Genomic DNA, 16,319 nt, shown 5'->3' on the forward strand with positions numbered 1-16,319 from the left:
TCAGGCCGCCCCTACTCTGCCGCCAGCTCTCCGCTGTTGATCTGTTCCTGCTCGATGCTCTCGAACAGCGCCTTGAAGTTCCCCTCGCCAAAGCCATCATCGCCCTTGCGCTGAATGAACTCGAAGAAGATCGGTCCGATCACGGTTTTGGAGAAGATCTGCAACAAGATCTTGGTCTCGCCCCCATCGACGACACCTTCGCCATCGATCAGGATGCCGTGTTTCTTCATCCGGTCGAGCGGCTCCTCATGGCCCGCAACCCGGTCGTGGCTCAGCGCGTAGTAGGTGTCGGGCGGGCCCGGCATGAACTTGAGCCCGCGCGCGGCAATCTCATCCGTGCTGTCATAGATGTCCCGCGCGCCCACCGCGATATGCTGGATGCCTTCGCCATTGTATTTCTTGAGGTAAGACACGATCTGCCCCGTCTCGCCCCGGTCTTCGTTGATCGGGATGCGGATGCGCCCGCAGGGCGAGGTCAGCGCGCGGCTCAGCAGCCCGGTATATTTCCCCTCGATGTCGAAGAACCGGATTTCGCGGAAGTTGAACAGATCGCCATAGAAGCGGAACCACTTGTCCATGTTCCCCTTGTGCACATTGTGCGTCAGGTGATCGAGATAGTAGAACCCCACGCCCGCGGGTTTGGACCGTGCAATCCAATCGTACTCCTCATTGTAGGGGCTCGTGTCATAGTACTGATCGATGAAATAGAGCAGCGAACCGCCGATGCCGATGATCGCGGGAACATCGAGCACCTTGTCATCGCCAACATAGGGCTCAGCCCCCTTCGCCACCGCATGGTCAAAGGCTTGGCGAGCATCCACCACACGCCAGCCCATCGATGGGGCACACGGTCCATGCTCGGCGACAAAGCGCGCACCAAAGCTCTTCGGCTCGGCATTCAGCACATAAGTGATATCGCCCTGCTGCCAGAGCTCAATCTGCTTGCTCTTGTGGGTCGCCACATGCGCATACCCCATGCGGGCAAAAAGATCGCGCAGCTCTTGCGGCTCGGGATGCGCGAACTCGACGAATTCAAACCCATCGGTCCCCACGGGATTCTCGGAGGTAATGGTGGATTTCGGGGCGTCATGCGGAAAAGGACCCATTCTGGCCTCCAATGCGGTTTGTGAGTCGGTTCAGTCAGCGGTCTTCTGCCTAAAATATGGCATTCGGACCGTTAATTCTGTGCGAATCCGGTCGCAACGCTGGTCAGTTATGCGCAAATCCCGCAGGATAACCGTGTTCTTCCGAAAAAGGACGCATCATGCTGGACGAGACGGACACCCGCCTGTTGCAAGCGCTGCAACGCGATGCGCATCTGACTGCGCAGCAGCTTGGAGAGTTGCTGCACCTCTCGCCCAGCCAGGCCGGGCGCCGCCGTCAACGGCTGGAGAGCGCAGGCTACATTCGGGCCTATGTGGCGCGCCTCGATCCCGCGCGCCTTGGGCTGCAGGTGCAGGGGTTCGTCCAGGTGCACCTGGGCACCCATGGCCCGGAAAACTCCCAGAGCTTTGCGCGGCTGGTCAACACTCGGCCGGAGATTACCAGCGCATGGACAATGACCGGCGATGCGGACTATCTGTTGCGAGTGTACTGCGCTGATCTACCTGCGCTCAATGCGCTGATCCACGAGATCCTGTTGCCGCATCCGGCGGTGGCGCGCGTGCATAGCCAGATCGTCATGGACCAACTGAAATCCGACGGGCCCTTGCCCACATGACCTCAACGAGGAGACCGCACCGCCATGGATAGCTTCCTGTTCCAGGCTTCGATCTATCTGGCGGCCGCGGTAATCGCGGTGCCCTTCGCCTCGCGTCTTGGGCTGGGTTCGGTGCTGGGATATCTCGCGGCGGGCATCATCATCGGCCCGCTCTTGGGCCTTGTGGGCTCGGAAACCGAAGACTTACAACATTTCGCCGAGTTCGGCGTGGTGATGATGCTGTTCCTGATCGGATTAGAGCTCGAACCGCGCGCGCTCTGGGATATGCGGCACCGGCTGATTGGGCTTGGCGGGCTGCAGATCATTCTCAGCGCGCTGGCTCTGATGGCGATTGCCATGGCCTATCAGCAGCCCTGGGGTGTGGCTTTGGCGATTGGTCTGGCCCTGTCACTCAGCTCAACGGCAATTGTTCTGCAAACCCTGTCTGAGAAGGGTCTGATGCAGACCAGCGGCGGGCGTTCGGTCTTCTCGGTGCTGCTGACGCAGGACATCGCGGTCATCCCGATCCTCGCGTTCCTGCCACTTCTGGCGGCGACCGTGCCTGCCCAAATCGCAGAAGACGGCTCGATCCAGCTGGGTGGCGAGGACGCGCATGACAAGGCACATCACTCGATGTCCCTGGTTGAGGGCCTGCCCGGTTGGGGCGTCACGCTCGTGACCATTGCTGCCATCGCAGCGGTGATCTTCGCTGGCGTCTTCCTGACCCGCCCGCTCTTTCGCTACATCCACTCCGCGCGGCTGCGCGAGATGTATACCGCGCTTGCCCTGCTCATCGTGGTGGGCATCTCCTTTCTGATGACCCTTGTCGGTCTCTCGCCTGCTCTCGGCGCATTTCTGGCGGGCGTGGTTCTGGCAAGCTCGGAGTTCCGGCACGAGTTGGAGACGGACCTTGAGCCCTTCAAGGGGCTGCTGCTCGGCCTCTTCTTCATCACCGTGGGTGCGGGGATCAATTTCACCCTGCTCTTCGACAATGTCTTCAATATCGTCGGAATGGCCCTGCTGGTCATCCTGATCAAGGGCGTGATCCTGTTCTTCCTCGGGCGGGCCTTCAAGCTCAGGGGCAAGGACCACTGGCTCTTCACGCTGGCCCTGGCCCAGGCGGGTGAATTCGGCTTCGTGCTGGTCTCCTTCTCCGTCGTGCAGGGTGTGATCCCGCGCGGCGTGGCCGAGACGCTGCTGCTGGTCATCTCCATCTCGATGCTGATCACACCACTTTTGTTCATCATCTACGACTACCTCTCGAAACGCGCGCCGGAAACGGTCGAGCAGCACGAAGAGGACGAGATCGACATCGAAGGGCCGGTGATCATTGCGGGCATCGGACGGTTTGGTCAGATCGTGAACCGGCTGGTGCAGGCCAATGGGTTCAACACGGTGGTTCTCGACCACGACATGGAGACCATCGCGGTGATGCGGCGCTTTGGCTTCAAGGGGTTCCTCGGCGATCCGACCCGCCCCGACATCCTGCGCGCAGCGGGGCTGCAAGATGCGCGGGTGCTGGTTGTGGCACTCGATGATCCGGAGGCGGCCATCAAACTGGTGACCTATGCGCGGAAACTGCGGCCTGACCTGCACATCGTCGCGCGCGCACGGGACCGGACCCATGTCTACCGTCTCTATCAGGCGGGGGCCGATGACATCGTGCGCGAGCTCTTTGACAGCTCGCTACGAGCCGGGCGTTATGTGCTGGAAAACATCGGCTTGAGCGAGTTTGAAGCGGCGGAGGCAGAGAAGATTTTCTACCACCACGACCGCTATTCGGTGCAGGAGTTGGCGCAGCTTTGGGACCCGGAGGTGCCCGCCAGCCAGAACCCGGCCTATCTGGCGCGTGCGAAGGAGCTGCAGAAGGAGCTGGAGACCGCCATCCTCAGCCGCGATTCCGAGCAGAAGCGCGCCTGATCAGGCGTCGGATACGCCCGCCTCGGCAAAGGTTGCCATACCACTGAGGCAGGCGACCGCGCCTTTCAGCAGGCCCAGCGACAGCGCCGCGCCAGAGCCCTCGCCCAACCGCAGATCCAGCGACATCAGGGGCGTCTTGCCAAGTGCATCGAGCAGGCGACCATGGGCATGTTCGGCGCTCAGGTGGCTTGCTGCGCAATGATCAAGCGCGCCCGGTTGAGTCCTCTCTAATGTCAACGCGGCAGCGGTGCAGATGAAGCCATCCAGCAGCACGGGAATGCGCAGGCTGCGCGCGCGCGCAATGGCGCCCGCCATCGCGGCCAACTCGCGCCCGCCCAGACGGCGCAGCGTCTCCAGCCCGTCCCCCTGTCCGCCGTGCCGTGCCACACCTTCGGTCACCACACGGGTCTTGATCGCAAGCCCCGCATCATCGACGCCCGTGCCGCGCCCGGCCCATTCCGAGGCGTCGCCACCCAGCAGTGCCGCGGCAAGTGCGGCGGCAGAGGTCGTGTTGCCGATCCCCATCTCACCGACCACGAGCACATCGGCCCGGGCGTCGACCGCAGACCAGCCCGTTGATAGCGCGGTGACCAACTCCGCCTCGCTCATGGTCGCCTCTTGCGTGAAATCTGCCGTGGGCCTGTCCAAAGACAAGGCGTGAACATCGAGCTGCGCGCCGAATGTCCTGGCCAATTGATTGATCGCGGCCCCGCCGTGCTGGAAGTTCAGGACCATCTGCGCGGTCACCTCTGGCGGGAAGGCCGAGACACCCTGCGCGGCGACCCCGTGGTTACCGGCAAAAACAATGACCTGCGGGTTTTCGACCGTTGGCCGCGCGGTCCCGCGCCACCCCGCGTACCAGATCGCCAAGTCTTCGAGCCGCCCCAGCGCCCCCGGTGGCTTGGTCAGCTGCCCGTTCCGCTCGGTCGCCGCGGAAACCGCGACATCATCGACGCCCGGCTGCGCGGCCAAGAGCGCCCGGAACCCGGCCATGTCGGAAAAAGCTGCTGTCATGGGTGTCCCTCGGTTGTAACCTTGCGTGCACCTGATTACCCAATGGGCAGGCACCGACAAGTCAGGAACGACCGATCCAGCCATGAAAACCGACAGTTTGCCGTTCTGGGTCACCGACATCCTGCTGGCGGCCACGCTGCTCAGCCGAATGCCGCTGCCCCGCCTGCCCGAGACCGCCTTTGCGCGCGGCGCCCAGGCCTCCTGGGCTTATCCGATTGCAGGCGCTGTATTGGGCGCGGGTGCCGCCTGTGCCGCGGCGCTGTGTCTCGCGCTGGGTCTGCCCGCAGTCTTCGCCGCCGGTGTGCTGCTCATCACGTTGGTGCTGCTCACCGGGGCGATGCATGAAGACGGCCTTGGGGACACCGCAGACGGGTTCTGGGGTGGGTTCGAGCCAGCGCGGCGGCTTGAGATCATGCGTGACAGCCAGACCGGCACCTATGGCATTCTCGCGCTGATCCTGATCACGGGCTTGCGGTGGAGTGCCTATGCAGCTCTTTTGCCCTTGGGCGTTCTACCGGTGATCGCTGCCGCCGCCCTGTCGCGGGCGGCAATGCCCTGCCTGATGGCCGCGCTGCCCCATGCGCGCGACGATGGGCTGTCAAAGAGCGTCGGGCGGCCTGATGCGCCAACGGCGGTCTTGGGGTTGGGGATTGCCCTGGTGATCGCAGGTCTGTGCGTGGGTGGCGCGGCCATCGGCGGCCTGCTCGCGGGCCTTGCGGTCGCAGCTCTGGTGGGAACGCTCGCGCGGGCGAAGATCGGTGGGCAGACAGGCGATGTGTTGGGTGCTGCGCAGCAACTCGGTGAGCTTTGTACGCTGGCGGCCTTCATCCTGCTGCTCACATGAAAAAACCGCGCCGGTGAGGCGCGGTTGTTCTCGCTTTCAGAAACGCTGGGTCAGGCTGCGACGCGGCTTTCCAGCACATCACCCACCTGCTTGGCCGCAGCCAACTCGTCCCCACCGCTCACGGCAGCGACCTCGCGGGTCAGGCGCTCGAGTGCGGCTTCATAAAGTTGCCGCTCCGAATAGCTCTGCTCGCGCTGATCGTCGGTGCGGTGCAAATCGCGCACAACCTCAGCAATCGCGATCAGGTCGCCCGAGTTGATCTTTTGCTCGTATTCCTGCGCCCGGCGCGACCACATGGCCCGCTTGACCTTGGCCTTGCCCTTCAGCGTCTTCATCGCATGGCCGATCACATCCGGGGAACTCAGCGCCCGCATCCCGATCTCCGTCGCCTTGTGCGTTGGCACCCGCAGTGTCATCTTGTCCTTCTCGAACGAGATCACGAAGAGCTCCAGCGAGATCCCCGCAACTTCCTGCTCCTCGATCGAAAGGATTTGGCCCACGCCATGCGCGGGATAGACAACAAACTCGTTCGGACGGAAATCAAGTTTTTTCGATTTGGTCATTCAGCATTCCTTACAACTGGGCACTCTGGTCCTGGCGTTCGACAGTCAAAGTCACACTGAGCGTTGACCTTTCGGCCGCGCGTCCGAGTGTGACTGGTTCGAATTTTCTGTGCCGGCGTCCTCTGCCACGCGCGGCGATGAGCGGTCCCGTTACTACTTTGTGACGAGAATATAACACAAAAAAGCGCTGCAAAAAAGCGAACCCTGCGTCAAATGGCGAAAAACATCGCAAAACAAGCCGGTTAAGGCCCGTATCTCACTGAAAAACGCCTCGAATCGGCCCTTATCCGCCCTCTCCAGGAGCCTCGGAGAAGTATTTTTCGAGCTTTCCAGTCTCACCATCGCGCTCATCAGCATTGGGGAGCGGGTCTTTCTTGGTGATGATCACGGGCCACATCTCGGAGTATTTCCGGTTGAACTCGACCCATTTCTCCATATCCGGCTCGGTATCCGGGCGGATCGCATCTGCCGGGCACTCAGGCTCGCAGACACCGCAATCGATGCATTCGTCGGGGTGAATGACCAGCATGTTCTCGCCCTCATAGAAGCAATCCACCGGACAGACCTCGACACAGTCGGTGTATTTGCAGGCAATACAGCTGTCGTTCACGATATAGGTCATCGGACCCTCTTTATCCCCAATCTCACAAGGTTAGCTAAATGAGCCAACCCGATCATTCAAGGGAGCGGGCCTTAGAAAGATCAAGGATACGACGATCCTTCTTGGTGGGGCGACCTTTTCCTTCAAACGCGGGGTTTTCGGGGGCCGTTTTCCGGGTTTTCGCCTCGGGCGGGGACAGATCGGTATAGAGGGTTTGCGCTTCCGTGGCCGGGCCGCGGCGTGTGCCGATGGCGTTGATGCGGATCACTCTAATGTGATCGCCCTGGGCGAAGGTCAGAACGTCGTCCGGGCCCACCATCTGGCTGCGTTTTTCAGTGCGGGTGCCGTTGACCCGGACATCCCCCGCCGCGACCCGCGTGGCCGCCAGCGAGCGCGTCTTGAAAAACCGCGCATGCCAGAGCCATTTGTCGAGACGGAGTTTTTCAGCCAATCACTTGGTGTCCTTGAGCCCCATGAGTGCCGCGGCGAAGGGGTTGTCCGGATCGATCTTCTTTTCCGACTTCGGAGGACGTGCCGAGAACTTCTGCGCGCCCTTGTCTTTGTCGCCACGAGGGCCACCGCGCTTGCCCTTGCCACCCGGTTTGCCTTTGGCCTTTGGACGCTCGCCGCCCTGTTTCCGGCCCGCACCGCCAGCCGCACGCGGCGGACGCCCCCAGGTGAACGTATAGAAGACCTCGACCTCGGGGCCAGCCTCCTCGGCATCCGGTGCTGTTCCGATTGGGGTCTCATCGGCCGGTGTTTCCGGCACGCCGCCGTCGGTCTCGGCTGCCTCAGGGATGGCGCCTGCCGTTGCAGCGGCGGCTTCCGCCTGATCCATGACTGGTGCATCCTCTGCCGGTACCGGTGCATCCGCCACCACGGCATCAACCGGTTTGACTTTTTCGCGCTCGCCCTTCTCGGCCTTATAGCCCAAACCCTGCATCAGGTCGGCGAACTGCTCCAAGGTCATGCCGGTGATTGAGAGCATATCGGCGGTCGCCTCAAACCCTGCGCGTGAGTTCTCACCGCGCAGCATATCGGCCAGACGTTCGAGCATGTCGATGCGGATCGCCCGCTCTCCCGCCATCCGGTAGCCAGACATCGTGTCGGCACCCTGAGGCGCATTCGCATCTGCCGGAATGGTCACCAGACCAGGCGGCGGCGCTTCGGGGAAATCGCTCAGCCCCTTCGACAGCGACCAGAGCACGAGGCGCAATCGGGTCGGCGCGGGTTTCAGCAAAAGCGGCATGAAGATGGTGAACTGGCCGAAGCGGATGCCGTGCTTACGCAGGGCACCGCGGGCGTCCTGGTCGAGCGCCTTGACCTCATCGGCCACGGCAGACCGCGGCAGGACGCCGAGCGCTTCCACCATCTGGAAGGCAAACCCACGCGCGAGGCCCGTGAGTGTTTCGTCCCGGCTGAGGTTCATCAGCGGCTCGAAAAGTGCTGCAATCTTGCGGTCAATGAAATGCTGCAGGCGCCGTTGCACCTTTTGCGCGACTTCGGGGCCCGCGACATCGTCGACGAACACCTCAACCTGCGGCTTCAGCGCATCCGGCCCGGCGGTCAGCTTGCCGACCGCATCCTTGCCCCAGACGAGGCCACCCTGCTCGGTGAAGTCGATCTCGGTGTCCGGCGCGTTGTAGAACCGGTCGGCGCGCAGATGGAACTGGGGCGCCAGCGCCTGAAGCGCCGCCGACTTGATAGTTTTGGCCTCCGCACCCGTCGCGCCCTTGTCCTGGCTGAAGCGGAACCCTTCCAGCCGCCCTACAAATTCACCTTCGACGGTCACTTCGCCGGTATTCGATACGTCTGCCACCATGGCTTCCTTCTGGCCGAGCCGGCGCAAAAGCACGGATGTGCGCCGGTCTACAAATCTTTGGGTCAGCCGCTCGTGCAGCGCGTCTGACAATCGGTCTTCTACAGAACGCGCTTCCTCTCGCCAATGGGTTTCGTCGCCGGTCCAGCCCTTGCGCTGCGCGACATATGTCCACGTGCGGATAAACGCCAATCTCTTGGATAACGCATCAATGTCGCCATCGGTTCGATCAATTCGGTGAATTTGTTGCGCCAGCCAGTTGTCGGGAATTTGCCCCCGTTCGTGCAGGTGGTTGAAAATCGCCTCCAGCAGGCTCGCATGTTCCGCGTGGCTGATCCCGCGGAAGTCCGGAATGCGGCAGACATCCCAGAGCAGTCGGATCGAAGGCCCATCAGTGCAGCGCGCAGTGATCTCGGCATCCTGGGCCAAGGCCTTCAGCGCGCTCAGATCATCTGCCTCGCGCGCCTTGACCAGCATCTCGTGGTCCGGGCTTGCCTCAAGCGTCGAGATCAAGCGGTCGATGGAGCCGAACTGAAGCGCATGGTTGCGCCAGTTGAGCTTCTTGATCGGTGTGAAACGGTGCGAGGTGATGGCCTCGGCGACGCCCTCGTCCAGCGGCGCGGCATCGCCGGTCACGCCAAAGGTCCCGTTTTTCATGCCGCGACCCGCCCGGCCTGCGATCTGCGCCAACTCGTTCGGCGCCAGCGGCCGCATTCGCCGCCCGTCAAACTTGGCAAGCGCGGAAAAGGCCACATGATCCACGTCGAGGTTCAGGCCCATGCCGATGGCATCGGTGGCCACCAGATAGTCGACCTCACCGTTCTGGTACATGTCGACCTGCGCGTTGCGTGTGCGTGGACTGAGCGCGCCCATGACAACGGCCGCGCCGCCCTTCTGGCGGCGGATGAGTTCGGCAATCGCATAGACATTTTCAACCGAAAACCCGACGATGGCGCTACGCGGCTTCATCCGGCTTATCTTTTTCGCACCTATGTAGGTCAAATCAGACATGCGCTCGCGCTGGATGAACTGCGCCTGCGGCACCAGCGCCCGAATGGGCCCGCGCATGGTATCCGAGCCCAAAAAAAGCGTCTCATGCAGGCCCCGCGCGCGCATCAGACGGTCGGTGAAGACATGACCACGCTCGGGATCGGCACAGAGCTGGATCTCATCCACGGCGAGGAAATCGCAGCCCATGCCCTCGGGCATCGCCTCGACCGTGCAGACCCAGTACTGCGTGCGCGGCGGCACGATCCGCTCCTCGCCCGTGACCAGGGCCACGACGGACGGCCCGCGCGCCGCCACGACCCGGTCGTAGACCTCGCGCGCGAGCAGCCGCAGCGGCAAGCCGATCACACCGGTCCGGTGGCCCAGCATCCGCTCTATGGCATAGGTGGTTTTGCCTGTGTTGGTGGGGCCCAGAACGGCCACAACCCGCTTGTCACCTGTCACGGCGCTGTCCTTCGTGTCCGGTGCTTAGAGCGTGCGGCCGATGCCGCTCCGCTTGAGCTGCTCCATGGCAGATTTGGCGTTCTCATGATGCGGGTTCAAGGCCAGAACCCGGTCGAAGGCCTGCGCCGCGCGGTCGAGATCGCCGAACTCCTGCAACATGACGCCAAGCCCGAAGATGGCGTTGTAGTTGTTGGGGTTCAACGCCAGCGCGCGTTCCAGATCATCGAGCGCAGGGCCGTAGAGACCGGCCTGGTAGAAGGCCGTCGCCCGCGCATGCCAACCTTCGGCGAACTGTGGCGCGTGATCGGTCAGCGCGGTCAGATGATCAATGGCTGTCTCGGTTTCTTCCTCTTTCAACGCGTCCCGCCCGCGTTTCAACAGGAGGTTCATTGAGGGAGAGCCCGAGTTGTCCCAGATCAGCGAAAGCTCCCGGTCGAGCCGGGTGGCTTCGGATTCCGGCGCCTCCTGCAATTGCTGCAAAAGCGCCTCCTCGGATTGCTGTGCCGACACAGGTGCCGCAAAAACCAGCGCTGCGACAAATGCCGTAACGACATGTTTGAGGAAATAGAGTTTCATCGCCATAACATCTCTGAATGTAACAGGCAGCGTGGGCAATTCCAGACCCCTCGCCTGCCGCAAAGCCAAAAGGGCGTAAAGATGAGCGATATTGTGAACGAGGCCGTGGCCGCGTTGAACGAAAAACTGGCAGGCTCCGACTTCGGCGGCACCGCGAAATTCGATATTGCGGGCGAAGGCTGTGTCATGATGGACAGCAGCGGCGCGCGTGCGGGCGATGAGGCCGCGGATGTGACGCTCTCTGCCGATGCAGAGACCTTTAAATCGATCCTGGATGGTGACACCAACCCCACCAGCGCCTTCATGACCGGCAAGCTGAGCGTCGACGGCGATATGGGCATGGCGATGCAACTGGCCTCTGCGCTGGCCTGATGAGCCTCACGTCTGCGCCCTTTCTCAGCGACATCGCCTTCGGAGCCCCCGGCGGTGTCGCGCATTGGGTGCAGACGTCTGATGGGCACCGCATACGCCTTGGGCAGTGGCGTAAGGCTGACGCCAAGGGCACGGTGCTGATCTTCCCGGGGCGCACGGAGTTCATCGAGAAATATGATATCTGCGCGGCGCAGCTGGCGCAGCGCGGCTTTGCCAGCATGGCCATCGACTGGCGCGGTCAGGGGCTTGCCGACCGGCTGCTCGACAACCCGCTGATCGGCCATGTGGCGCGGTTCCCGGACTATCAGAAAGACGTCGATGCGATGGTGCGGGCGGCACGGACGCTCGAGATGCCCCGCCCGTTTTTCCTGCTCGCACACTCCATGGGGGGTGCCATCGGGCTGCGCGCGGCGATGGAGGGGCTGTCGGTTCAAGCGACAGCCTTCACCGGGCCAATGTGGGGCATCAAGCTCGCGCCGCATCTGCGGCCTGTCGCCTGGGTGCTGAGCCACGTGATGCCGCGCGTGGGCCGCGGCGACCGGTTGCCTCCCGGCACCAAGATCGAGCATCACGTGCTGACGGATGGGTTCGAAGGGAACCTGCTGACGCGCGATCCGGAGCAGTTCGAGCTGATGCGGCAACAGCTCGAGACGCATCCGGAGCTCGCCCTGGGTGGCCCGAGTTTCGTCTGGCTGCGCGAAGCCCTGCAGGAGACGCGCCATCTGGCCAGCCGCCCCTCGCCCAATCTGCCCTGCCTCACCTTCGTCGGCACCAACGAGCGTATCGTCGAGGTCTCGGCCATTCAGGCGCGCATGGCCGCTTGGACCCGCGGCTCCCTCGAGTTGGTCGAGGAGGGCGAGCATGAGGTGCTGATGGAAAGCGACGCGGTGGCCGGGCCGCTCTTCGATCAGATTGCCGCGCTCTTTCTCAGCGGCGGTCACGGCTGACATCTGGGCAAATCGGCTGGGGCGGCTAAGTTGGCTGCCATGAGCGGAGCCCTGACCTTCACCGACCGTGGCATCTATTGCGCCGCGGGAGACTTCTACATCGATCCGTGGCGCCCGGTAGAGCGTGCCCTGATCACCCACGGTCACGCGGATCACGCGCGTTATGGCCATGGGCACTACATGGCAACACACGCGGCCCTTCCCGTCATGCGGCACCGGCTTGGCGAGATCAATGCACAGGGCATAGGCTTTGGTGAGACGGTCAAGATCGGCGATGCCAGCGTCTCATTTCATCCCGCCGGTCACGTGCCGGGCTCTGCGCAGATCCGTGTTGAAGTCGGGGGCGAGGTCTGGGTTGCCTCGGGCGACTACAAGGTCGAGGACGACGGGCTGTCAGAAGCCTTCGAGCCGCAGCGGTGTCATCATTTCATCACTGAATCCACATTTGGCCTGCCCGTCTTCCGCTGGCAGCCGCAAACCAGGGTCGCGCAGGAGATCAACGCCTGGTGGGCGGGCTGTGCTGCGGCCGGGAAAACCGCGTTCCTCGGCGCCTATGCTCTGGGGAAAGCGCAACGGTTGCTGACGTTACTCAACCCGGAGATCGGACCGATCCTGACCCACACAGCGGTCGAAAACACCAACGCGGTGTTGCGTGCACAAGGCATCGCACTGCCAGACACAATCGCCGCGACGGCCGAGATCGACCCGAAAGCTCATAGGGGCGTGCTGGTCCTGGCACCGCCCTCGGCGCTCGGCAGCGCCTGGGCGAAGAAGTTCGGCCCACAGGAGACCGGGTTTGCCAGCGGCTGGATGCAGCTGCGCGGTGTGCGCCGCAGGCGCGCAGGCGATCGCGGCTTCGTCATTTCCGATCACGCGGACTGGAACGGGCTCTTGACCAGCATCAAGGAAACAGGCGCCGAACACATCTATGTCACCCACGGCTACACCGACATCTTCGCGCGCTACCTCACGGAAAACGGCTGGTCTGCGGAGGTCGTGCCGACCGAGTTTGAAGGCGAGACGCTAGATGCGGAGGCCACCTCGTGAAGCGCTTCGCCGCCCTCTTCAGCGCGATTGACCAGAGCACGAAGACCACCGTCAAGGTGGCCGCGCTGGCGGATTACTTCGCGGACGCCCCAGATGACGACAGGCTCTGGACCATCGCACTCTTCTCCGGGCGGCGCCCGAAACGGGCGGTCACCACGACACGCCTGCGCGAATGGGCTGCGGAACAGGCTGGCATCCCGCTCTGGCTCTTCGAGGAGAGCTATCCTATCGTCGGCGATCTGGCTGAGACCATCGCGCTGGTCTTGCCGCCGGTGGAGACGACATCGGAGCGCAGCCTGTCTGAATGGATCATGCAGCTGCGCAGCTTGGCTGAGGTCGAGGAAGACAACCGGAAAATCGCTGTGCTTGAGGCCTGGAGCCAGCTCGGCGGGACCGAGCGCTTTGTCTTCAACAAGTTGATCACCGGCGGCTTTCGCATGGGGGTCAGCCAGAAGCTGATGACGCGCGCGCTGTCAAAAGCCACCGGCAAGCCCGAGGCGGAGCTGGCGCATCGCCTCATGGGCAACTGGCATCCGGATGACACCACGTGGGAGAGCCTGATCGAAGCCGATGACGCCTCGGCGGATGCCTCGCGACCCTATCCCTTCTATCTTGCCTATGCGTTGGAAGACGGACCGGAAGCTTTAGGCGTGCCCGAGGAGTGGCGCGCCGAGTGGAAGTGGGACGGCATTCGTGGGCAGCTGATCCTGCGCGATGGGCAGTATTTCGTCTGGTCACGTGGGGAAGAGCTGATGACGGATCGGTTTCCGGAACTGGCGCGTGCCGTCGATTTCTTACCAACGGGTACGGTGCTCGATGGCGAATTGCTGGTCTGGCATCCGCAGACCGAAAGCCCCGCCAGCTTCAATGCGTTGCAGCGTCGGATCGGGCGCAAGACCGTGCCGAAAAAGCTACTGGCTGAAGCACCCGTGGTCCTGCACGCCTACGACCTGCTGGAGTGGCAGGGCGAAGACCTGCGAGACACGCCCTTCGCCGAGCGCCGCGCCCTGCTCGAGAGCGCCTGCGCTGAGCTCCCGCCCGAAGCGCCGGTGCGCCTGTCACCGCAGCTGGACTTCGACAGCTGGGACGAGCTGGCCGAAATCCGCGCCATCGCCCGGGACGAGAACGCCGAAGGTCTCATGCTGAAGCGCGCGCGCAGCCCCTATCTGGTTGGCCGCAAGAAGGGTGATTGGTGGAAGTGGAAGCTCGACCCGCTGACCATCGATGCGGTGATGATCTACGCTCAGGCCGGGCACGGGCGGCGCGCCAACCTCTTCACCGATTTCACCTTCGCGGTCTGGAACGGCAACGATCTGGTGCCCTTCACCAAGGCCTATTCCGGCCTCACAGACGCCGAGTTCCGCGAGATCACCAAATGGGTGCGCAAGAACACGCTGCAGCGCTTTGGCCCGGTGCGCCAGGTGACCCCGCACCATGTGTTCGAGATCGCCTTTGAAGGCATCCAGGCCAGCCCGCGTCACAAGTCTGGCGTTGCCCTGCGGTTTCCGCGTATGTCGCGCTGGCGGCAGGACAAGCCACTGCAAGAGGCGAACACGCTGGACGATTTGAAAGACATGCTGAGGATCTATGGATAAGCCCGACGCGCTCATGCCACCCGCACCCAAAGCGCCAACGCGCCGGGCGCCCGAGGGGGCTTGCGATGCCCATGTGCATCTGGTGGCAGGGCGCGGTGAGTTCCCGCTTTGGGACGGCCGTGTCGAAAACCCCGCGCCCGGGCCCGACCTTGATGGATGGCTGGAGATGTTTCGCGCGCAGTGCGAGACTTTGGGGTTCTCGCGCGGGGTGATCGTGCATTCGATTCTTTATGGCACCGACAACAGCGTGACGGTCGAAGCCGTGCGCCGAATGGGTCCGGGCTTTCGCGGTGTGGGCCTGCTGGCCGATGGCGCCTCTGAGGCCGAGATGGATCAGTTCGTCGACTGGAGCCTGGCGGCGGTTCGGCTCAACTATGTGCATGGCGGGGTGCTGAGCTGGGACGGTGCGAAGGCGATGGCGCCTGCGCTCGCAGAGCGCGGGCTGCACATTCAGATGCTTTGCCATGCCGATCAGCATATGGTGGAGTTGACCGACGACGTGCGCAAGCTGCCGGTTGACGTTGTCTTTGATCACATCGGCTGGCCAAAGGGCGCGCTGGCCCCAGAGAGCGCGGGGGTTCGCGCGCTGTGCACACTCCTCGCCGACGGCAAGGCCTGGGTAAAGCTTTCGGCACTCTACCGGATGTGCGCCGCGCCCTACACCGACGCCGATGCGCTGGTTGCGGCGCTGATCGCTGCCAACCCGGAACGCTGCCTCTGGGGCTCGGACTGGCCGCATTTGATGCTGGCGGACGCGCAGATGCCGCAGGCGGCTGACCTGCTCAACGCTTTTGATCGTGTCGTTCCGGATGCGGGCACCCGCGCACAAATCCTCGTGCGGAACCCGGCGAGGCTCTTCGGCTTCGACGCGTGAGGTCATGCCCAAGACGCCAGCCGCACCTGACGCCTTGGACCTTGCGTTATGAGCAGCTGCCGTCCAGACCGACCATACCGTCACCAACACCTGTGACGCTGACCGTGCAGGTCTGATCGCCCGCTGTGACCTCGATCGACGATCCAGATGCGACGGTCACCGTGTCGATGCCATTCACTGCGAGGCGCGCGGAGGATCCGTCAGCGGCCAGCGCGGACACAAAGACCCGCAACGCCCCATCCGCCAGCGACACGGTGGTGCCCGGGGTGTAGCCCTCTTCCGGCGCCGGGGGAATGTCCGTTGCCACGGCTTCTGAGGTCTGGGCGCCGCAATCGGACCCGACGATGGCCCCTGCCTCCATCACATCCGCCAGCACGACCGCGCAGTCTCCGCTTTCGAGTGAGACAGCCGCTGATCCGCCCATCGAGAGGCTGTGTGACTCGCCATTCACGCTCAACCGCGCGCTCTGCCCCTCTTGATCCACAGCCGAGACAAAGACCCGCACCGCGCCGTCCGCAAAAATCGCGGTCTGACCGACGCCAAGCGCATCAGAGGTCGGCATGTCCAGATCGACAGCTTCCAGAGCCGGTGCGCTGGCAGTCTCGGAGGATCCTGCCCCCTGCTCGGCCAAGGCCGCGATATCGTTCGCCTGCGCCTCAGCGGCCTCGGACAAAGCGGCGATTTGACCGGCCATATCCGATTCCAACGCCGCGAGTTTTTCCTCCACCTGCGCGGCGGTCGCAGCAGCATTTTCGCTCAAACTTGCCTCCAGCTCGGCGATCCGGGTCTCAAGCGCCTCGGTCGCCGCGCTCATCGCTGCCTCTGACGCGTCGCCCGCCTGGCCGACGGCACGTTCGACTTTACCGTCCGCCAATGTCCCACTGATGGCCACGGAGAGCAAAACGCCAAACAGCAAGCCCCCTCCCACGCCAACGGCCATTTGATTTTGCATGCAATTTCCCCCTCTGTCTGAACTCCCTATGTGACCGTGATATT

16 protein-coding genes are annotated in these 16,319 nt (G+C 63.2%); 8 read left to right on the forward strand and 8 right to left on the reverse strand.

Annotation, left to right across the window (positions count from 1 at the left end):
* Window positions 1–11 precede the first annotated feature (11 nt).
* Window positions 12–1,106, reverse strand: coding sequence for a 4-hydroxyphenylpyruvate dioxygenase (gene hppD / locus ACVC7O_RS14050; RefSeq protein ID WP_458322741.1), 1,095 nt, complete (start codon window positions 1,104–1,106; stop codon window positions 12–14).
* 158 nt (window positions 1,107–1,264) lie between these two features.
* Between hppD and ACVC7O_RS14055 the strand changes: the two genes are divergently transcribed.
* Together ACVC7O_RS14055 and ACVC7O_RS14060 are read left to right on the forward strand one after the other, a co-directional pair.
* Window positions 1,265–1,720, forward strand: coding sequence for an Lrp/AsnC family transcriptional regulator (locus ACVC7O_RS14055; RefSeq protein WP_458322742.1), 456 nt, complete (start codon window positions 1,265–1,267; stop codon window positions 1,718–1,720).
* A gap of 24 nt (window positions 1,721–1,744) precedes the next feature.
* Window positions 1,745–3,619: a monovalent cation:proton antiporter-2 (CPA2) family protein gene (locus tag ACVC7O_RS14060; protein WP_458322743.1), complete on the forward strand. Its 1,875-nt coding sequence runs from the start codon at window positions 1,745–1,747 to the stop codon at window positions 3,617–3,619.
* Here the strand turns inward: ACVC7O_RS14060 and cobT are convergent, their stop codons facing one another.
* The gene (gene cobT, locus ACVC7O_RS14065; RefSeq protein ID WP_458322744.1) at window positions 3,620–4,633 is read right to left on the reverse strand and encodes a nicotinate-nucleotide--dimethylbenzimidazole phosphoribosyltransferase; all 1,014 of its coding nucleotides are present in this window, start codon (window positions 4,631–4,633) and stop codon (window positions 3,620–3,622) included. It abuts the gene before it with no gap.
* An 82-nt stretch (window positions 4,634–4,715) separates the two neighbouring features.
* Between cobT and ACVC7O_RS14070 the strand changes: the two genes are divergently transcribed.
* Window positions 4,716–5,477 carry an adenosylcobinamide-GDP ribazoletransferase gene (locus tag ACVC7O_RS14070; protein WP_458322745.1) on the forward strand — a complete coding sequence of 254 codons (762 nt, stop codon included), beginning with the start codon at window positions 4,716–4,718 and terminating at the stop codon, window positions 5,475–5,477.
* Between the two features lie 50 nt (window positions 5,478–5,527).
* On the opposite strand, the gene ACVC7O_RS14075 is transcribed toward ACVC7O_RS14070, so the two are convergent.
* From ACVC7O_RS14075 to ACVC7O_RS14095, 5 genes are all read right to left on the reverse strand, one after another.
* Window positions 5,528–6,040 carry a CarD family transcriptional regulator gene (locus ACVC7O_RS14075; protein WP_458322746.1) on the reverse strand — a complete coding sequence of 171 codons (513 nt, stop codon included), beginning with the start codon at window positions 6,038–6,040 and terminating at the stop codon, window positions 5,528–5,530.
* A gap of 283 nt (window positions 6,041–6,323) precedes the next feature.
* Window positions 6,324–6,662 (reverse strand): ferredoxin FdxA, encoded by a 339-nt coding sequence (fdxA, locus tag ACVC7O_RS14080; RefSeq protein ID WP_299678920.1) that lies wholly within the window; start codon window positions 6,660–6,662, stop codon window positions 6,324–6,326.
* Window positions 6,663–6,714: 52 nt separating this feature from the next.
* Window positions 6,715–7,092: an RNA-binding S4 domain-containing protein gene (locus ACVC7O_RS14085; protein WP_458322747.1), complete on the reverse strand. Its 378-nt coding sequence runs from the start codon at window positions 7,090–7,092 to the stop codon at window positions 6,715–6,717.
* Window positions 7,093–9,912, reverse strand: coding sequence for a helicase-related protein (locus ACVC7O_RS14090; RefSeq protein ID WP_458322748.1), 2,820 nt, complete (start codon window positions 9,910–9,912; stop codon window positions 7,093–7,095).
* Window positions 9,913–9,936: 24 nt separating this feature from the next.
* Window positions 9,937–10,494, reverse strand: a complete 558-nt coding sequence (locus ACVC7O_RS14095; RefSeq protein WP_458322749.1) for a tetratricopeptide repeat protein — start codon at window positions 10,492–10,494, stop codon at window positions 9,937–9,939.
* Window positions 10,495–10,569: 75 nt separating this feature from the next.
* On the opposite strand from ACVC7O_RS14095, the gene ACVC7O_RS14100 reads away from it, so the two are divergent.
* Genes ACVC7O_RS14100 through ACVC7O_RS14120 form a run of 5 tightly spaced genes read left to right on the forward strand, consistent with a single transcriptional unit; the run spans window position 10,570 to window position 15,323 of the window.
* Window positions 10,570–10,860 carry an SCP2 sterol-binding domain-containing protein gene (locus tag ACVC7O_RS14100; RefSeq protein ID WP_458322750.1) on the forward strand — a complete coding sequence of 97 codons (291 nt, stop codon included), beginning with the start codon at window positions 10,570–10,572 and terminating at the stop codon, window positions 10,858–10,860.
* Window positions 10,860–11,807 (forward strand): alpha/beta fold hydrolase, encoded by a 948-nt coding sequence (locus ACVC7O_RS14105; protein ID WP_458322751.1) that lies wholly within the window; start codon window positions 10,860–10,862, stop codon window positions 11,805–11,807. Before ACVC7O_RS14100 ends, ACVC7O_RS14105 begins: the two co-directional genes overlap by 1 nt.
* Before the next feature lie 39 nt (window positions 11,808–11,846).
* A complete protein-coding gene (locus tag ACVC7O_RS14110; RefSeq protein WP_458322752.1) occupies window positions 11,847–12,854 on the forward strand; it encodes a ligase-associated DNA damage response exonuclease in 1,008 nt (335 codons plus the stop codon).
* Window positions 12,851–14,449 carry an ATP-dependent DNA ligase gene (locus ACVC7O_RS14115; protein WP_458322753.1) on the forward strand — a complete coding sequence of 533 codons (1,599 nt, stop codon included), beginning with the start codon at window positions 12,851–12,853 and terminating at the stop codon, window positions 14,447–14,449. The genes ACVC7O_RS14110 and ACVC7O_RS14115 overlap by 4 nt, the downstream gene beginning before the upstream one ends.
* A complete protein-coding gene (locus ACVC7O_RS14120; RefSeq protein ID WP_458322754.1) occupies window positions 14,442–15,323 on the forward strand; it encodes an amidohydrolase family protein in 882 nt (293 codons plus the stop codon). The genes ACVC7O_RS14115 and ACVC7O_RS14120 overlap by 8 nt, the downstream gene beginning before the upstream one ends.
* 46 nt (window positions 15,324–15,369) lie before the next feature.
* On the opposite strand, the gene ACVC7O_RS14125 is transcribed toward ACVC7O_RS14120, so the two are convergent.
* Window positions 15,370–16,275 (reverse strand): hypothetical protein, encoded by a 906-nt coding sequence (locus ACVC7O_RS14125; RefSeq protein WP_458322755.1) that lies wholly within the window; start codon window positions 16,273–16,275, stop codon window positions 15,370–15,372.
* Window positions 16,276–16,319: the final 44 nt, after the last annotated feature.

Source organism: Roseobacter cerffii, assembly GCF_054226325.1.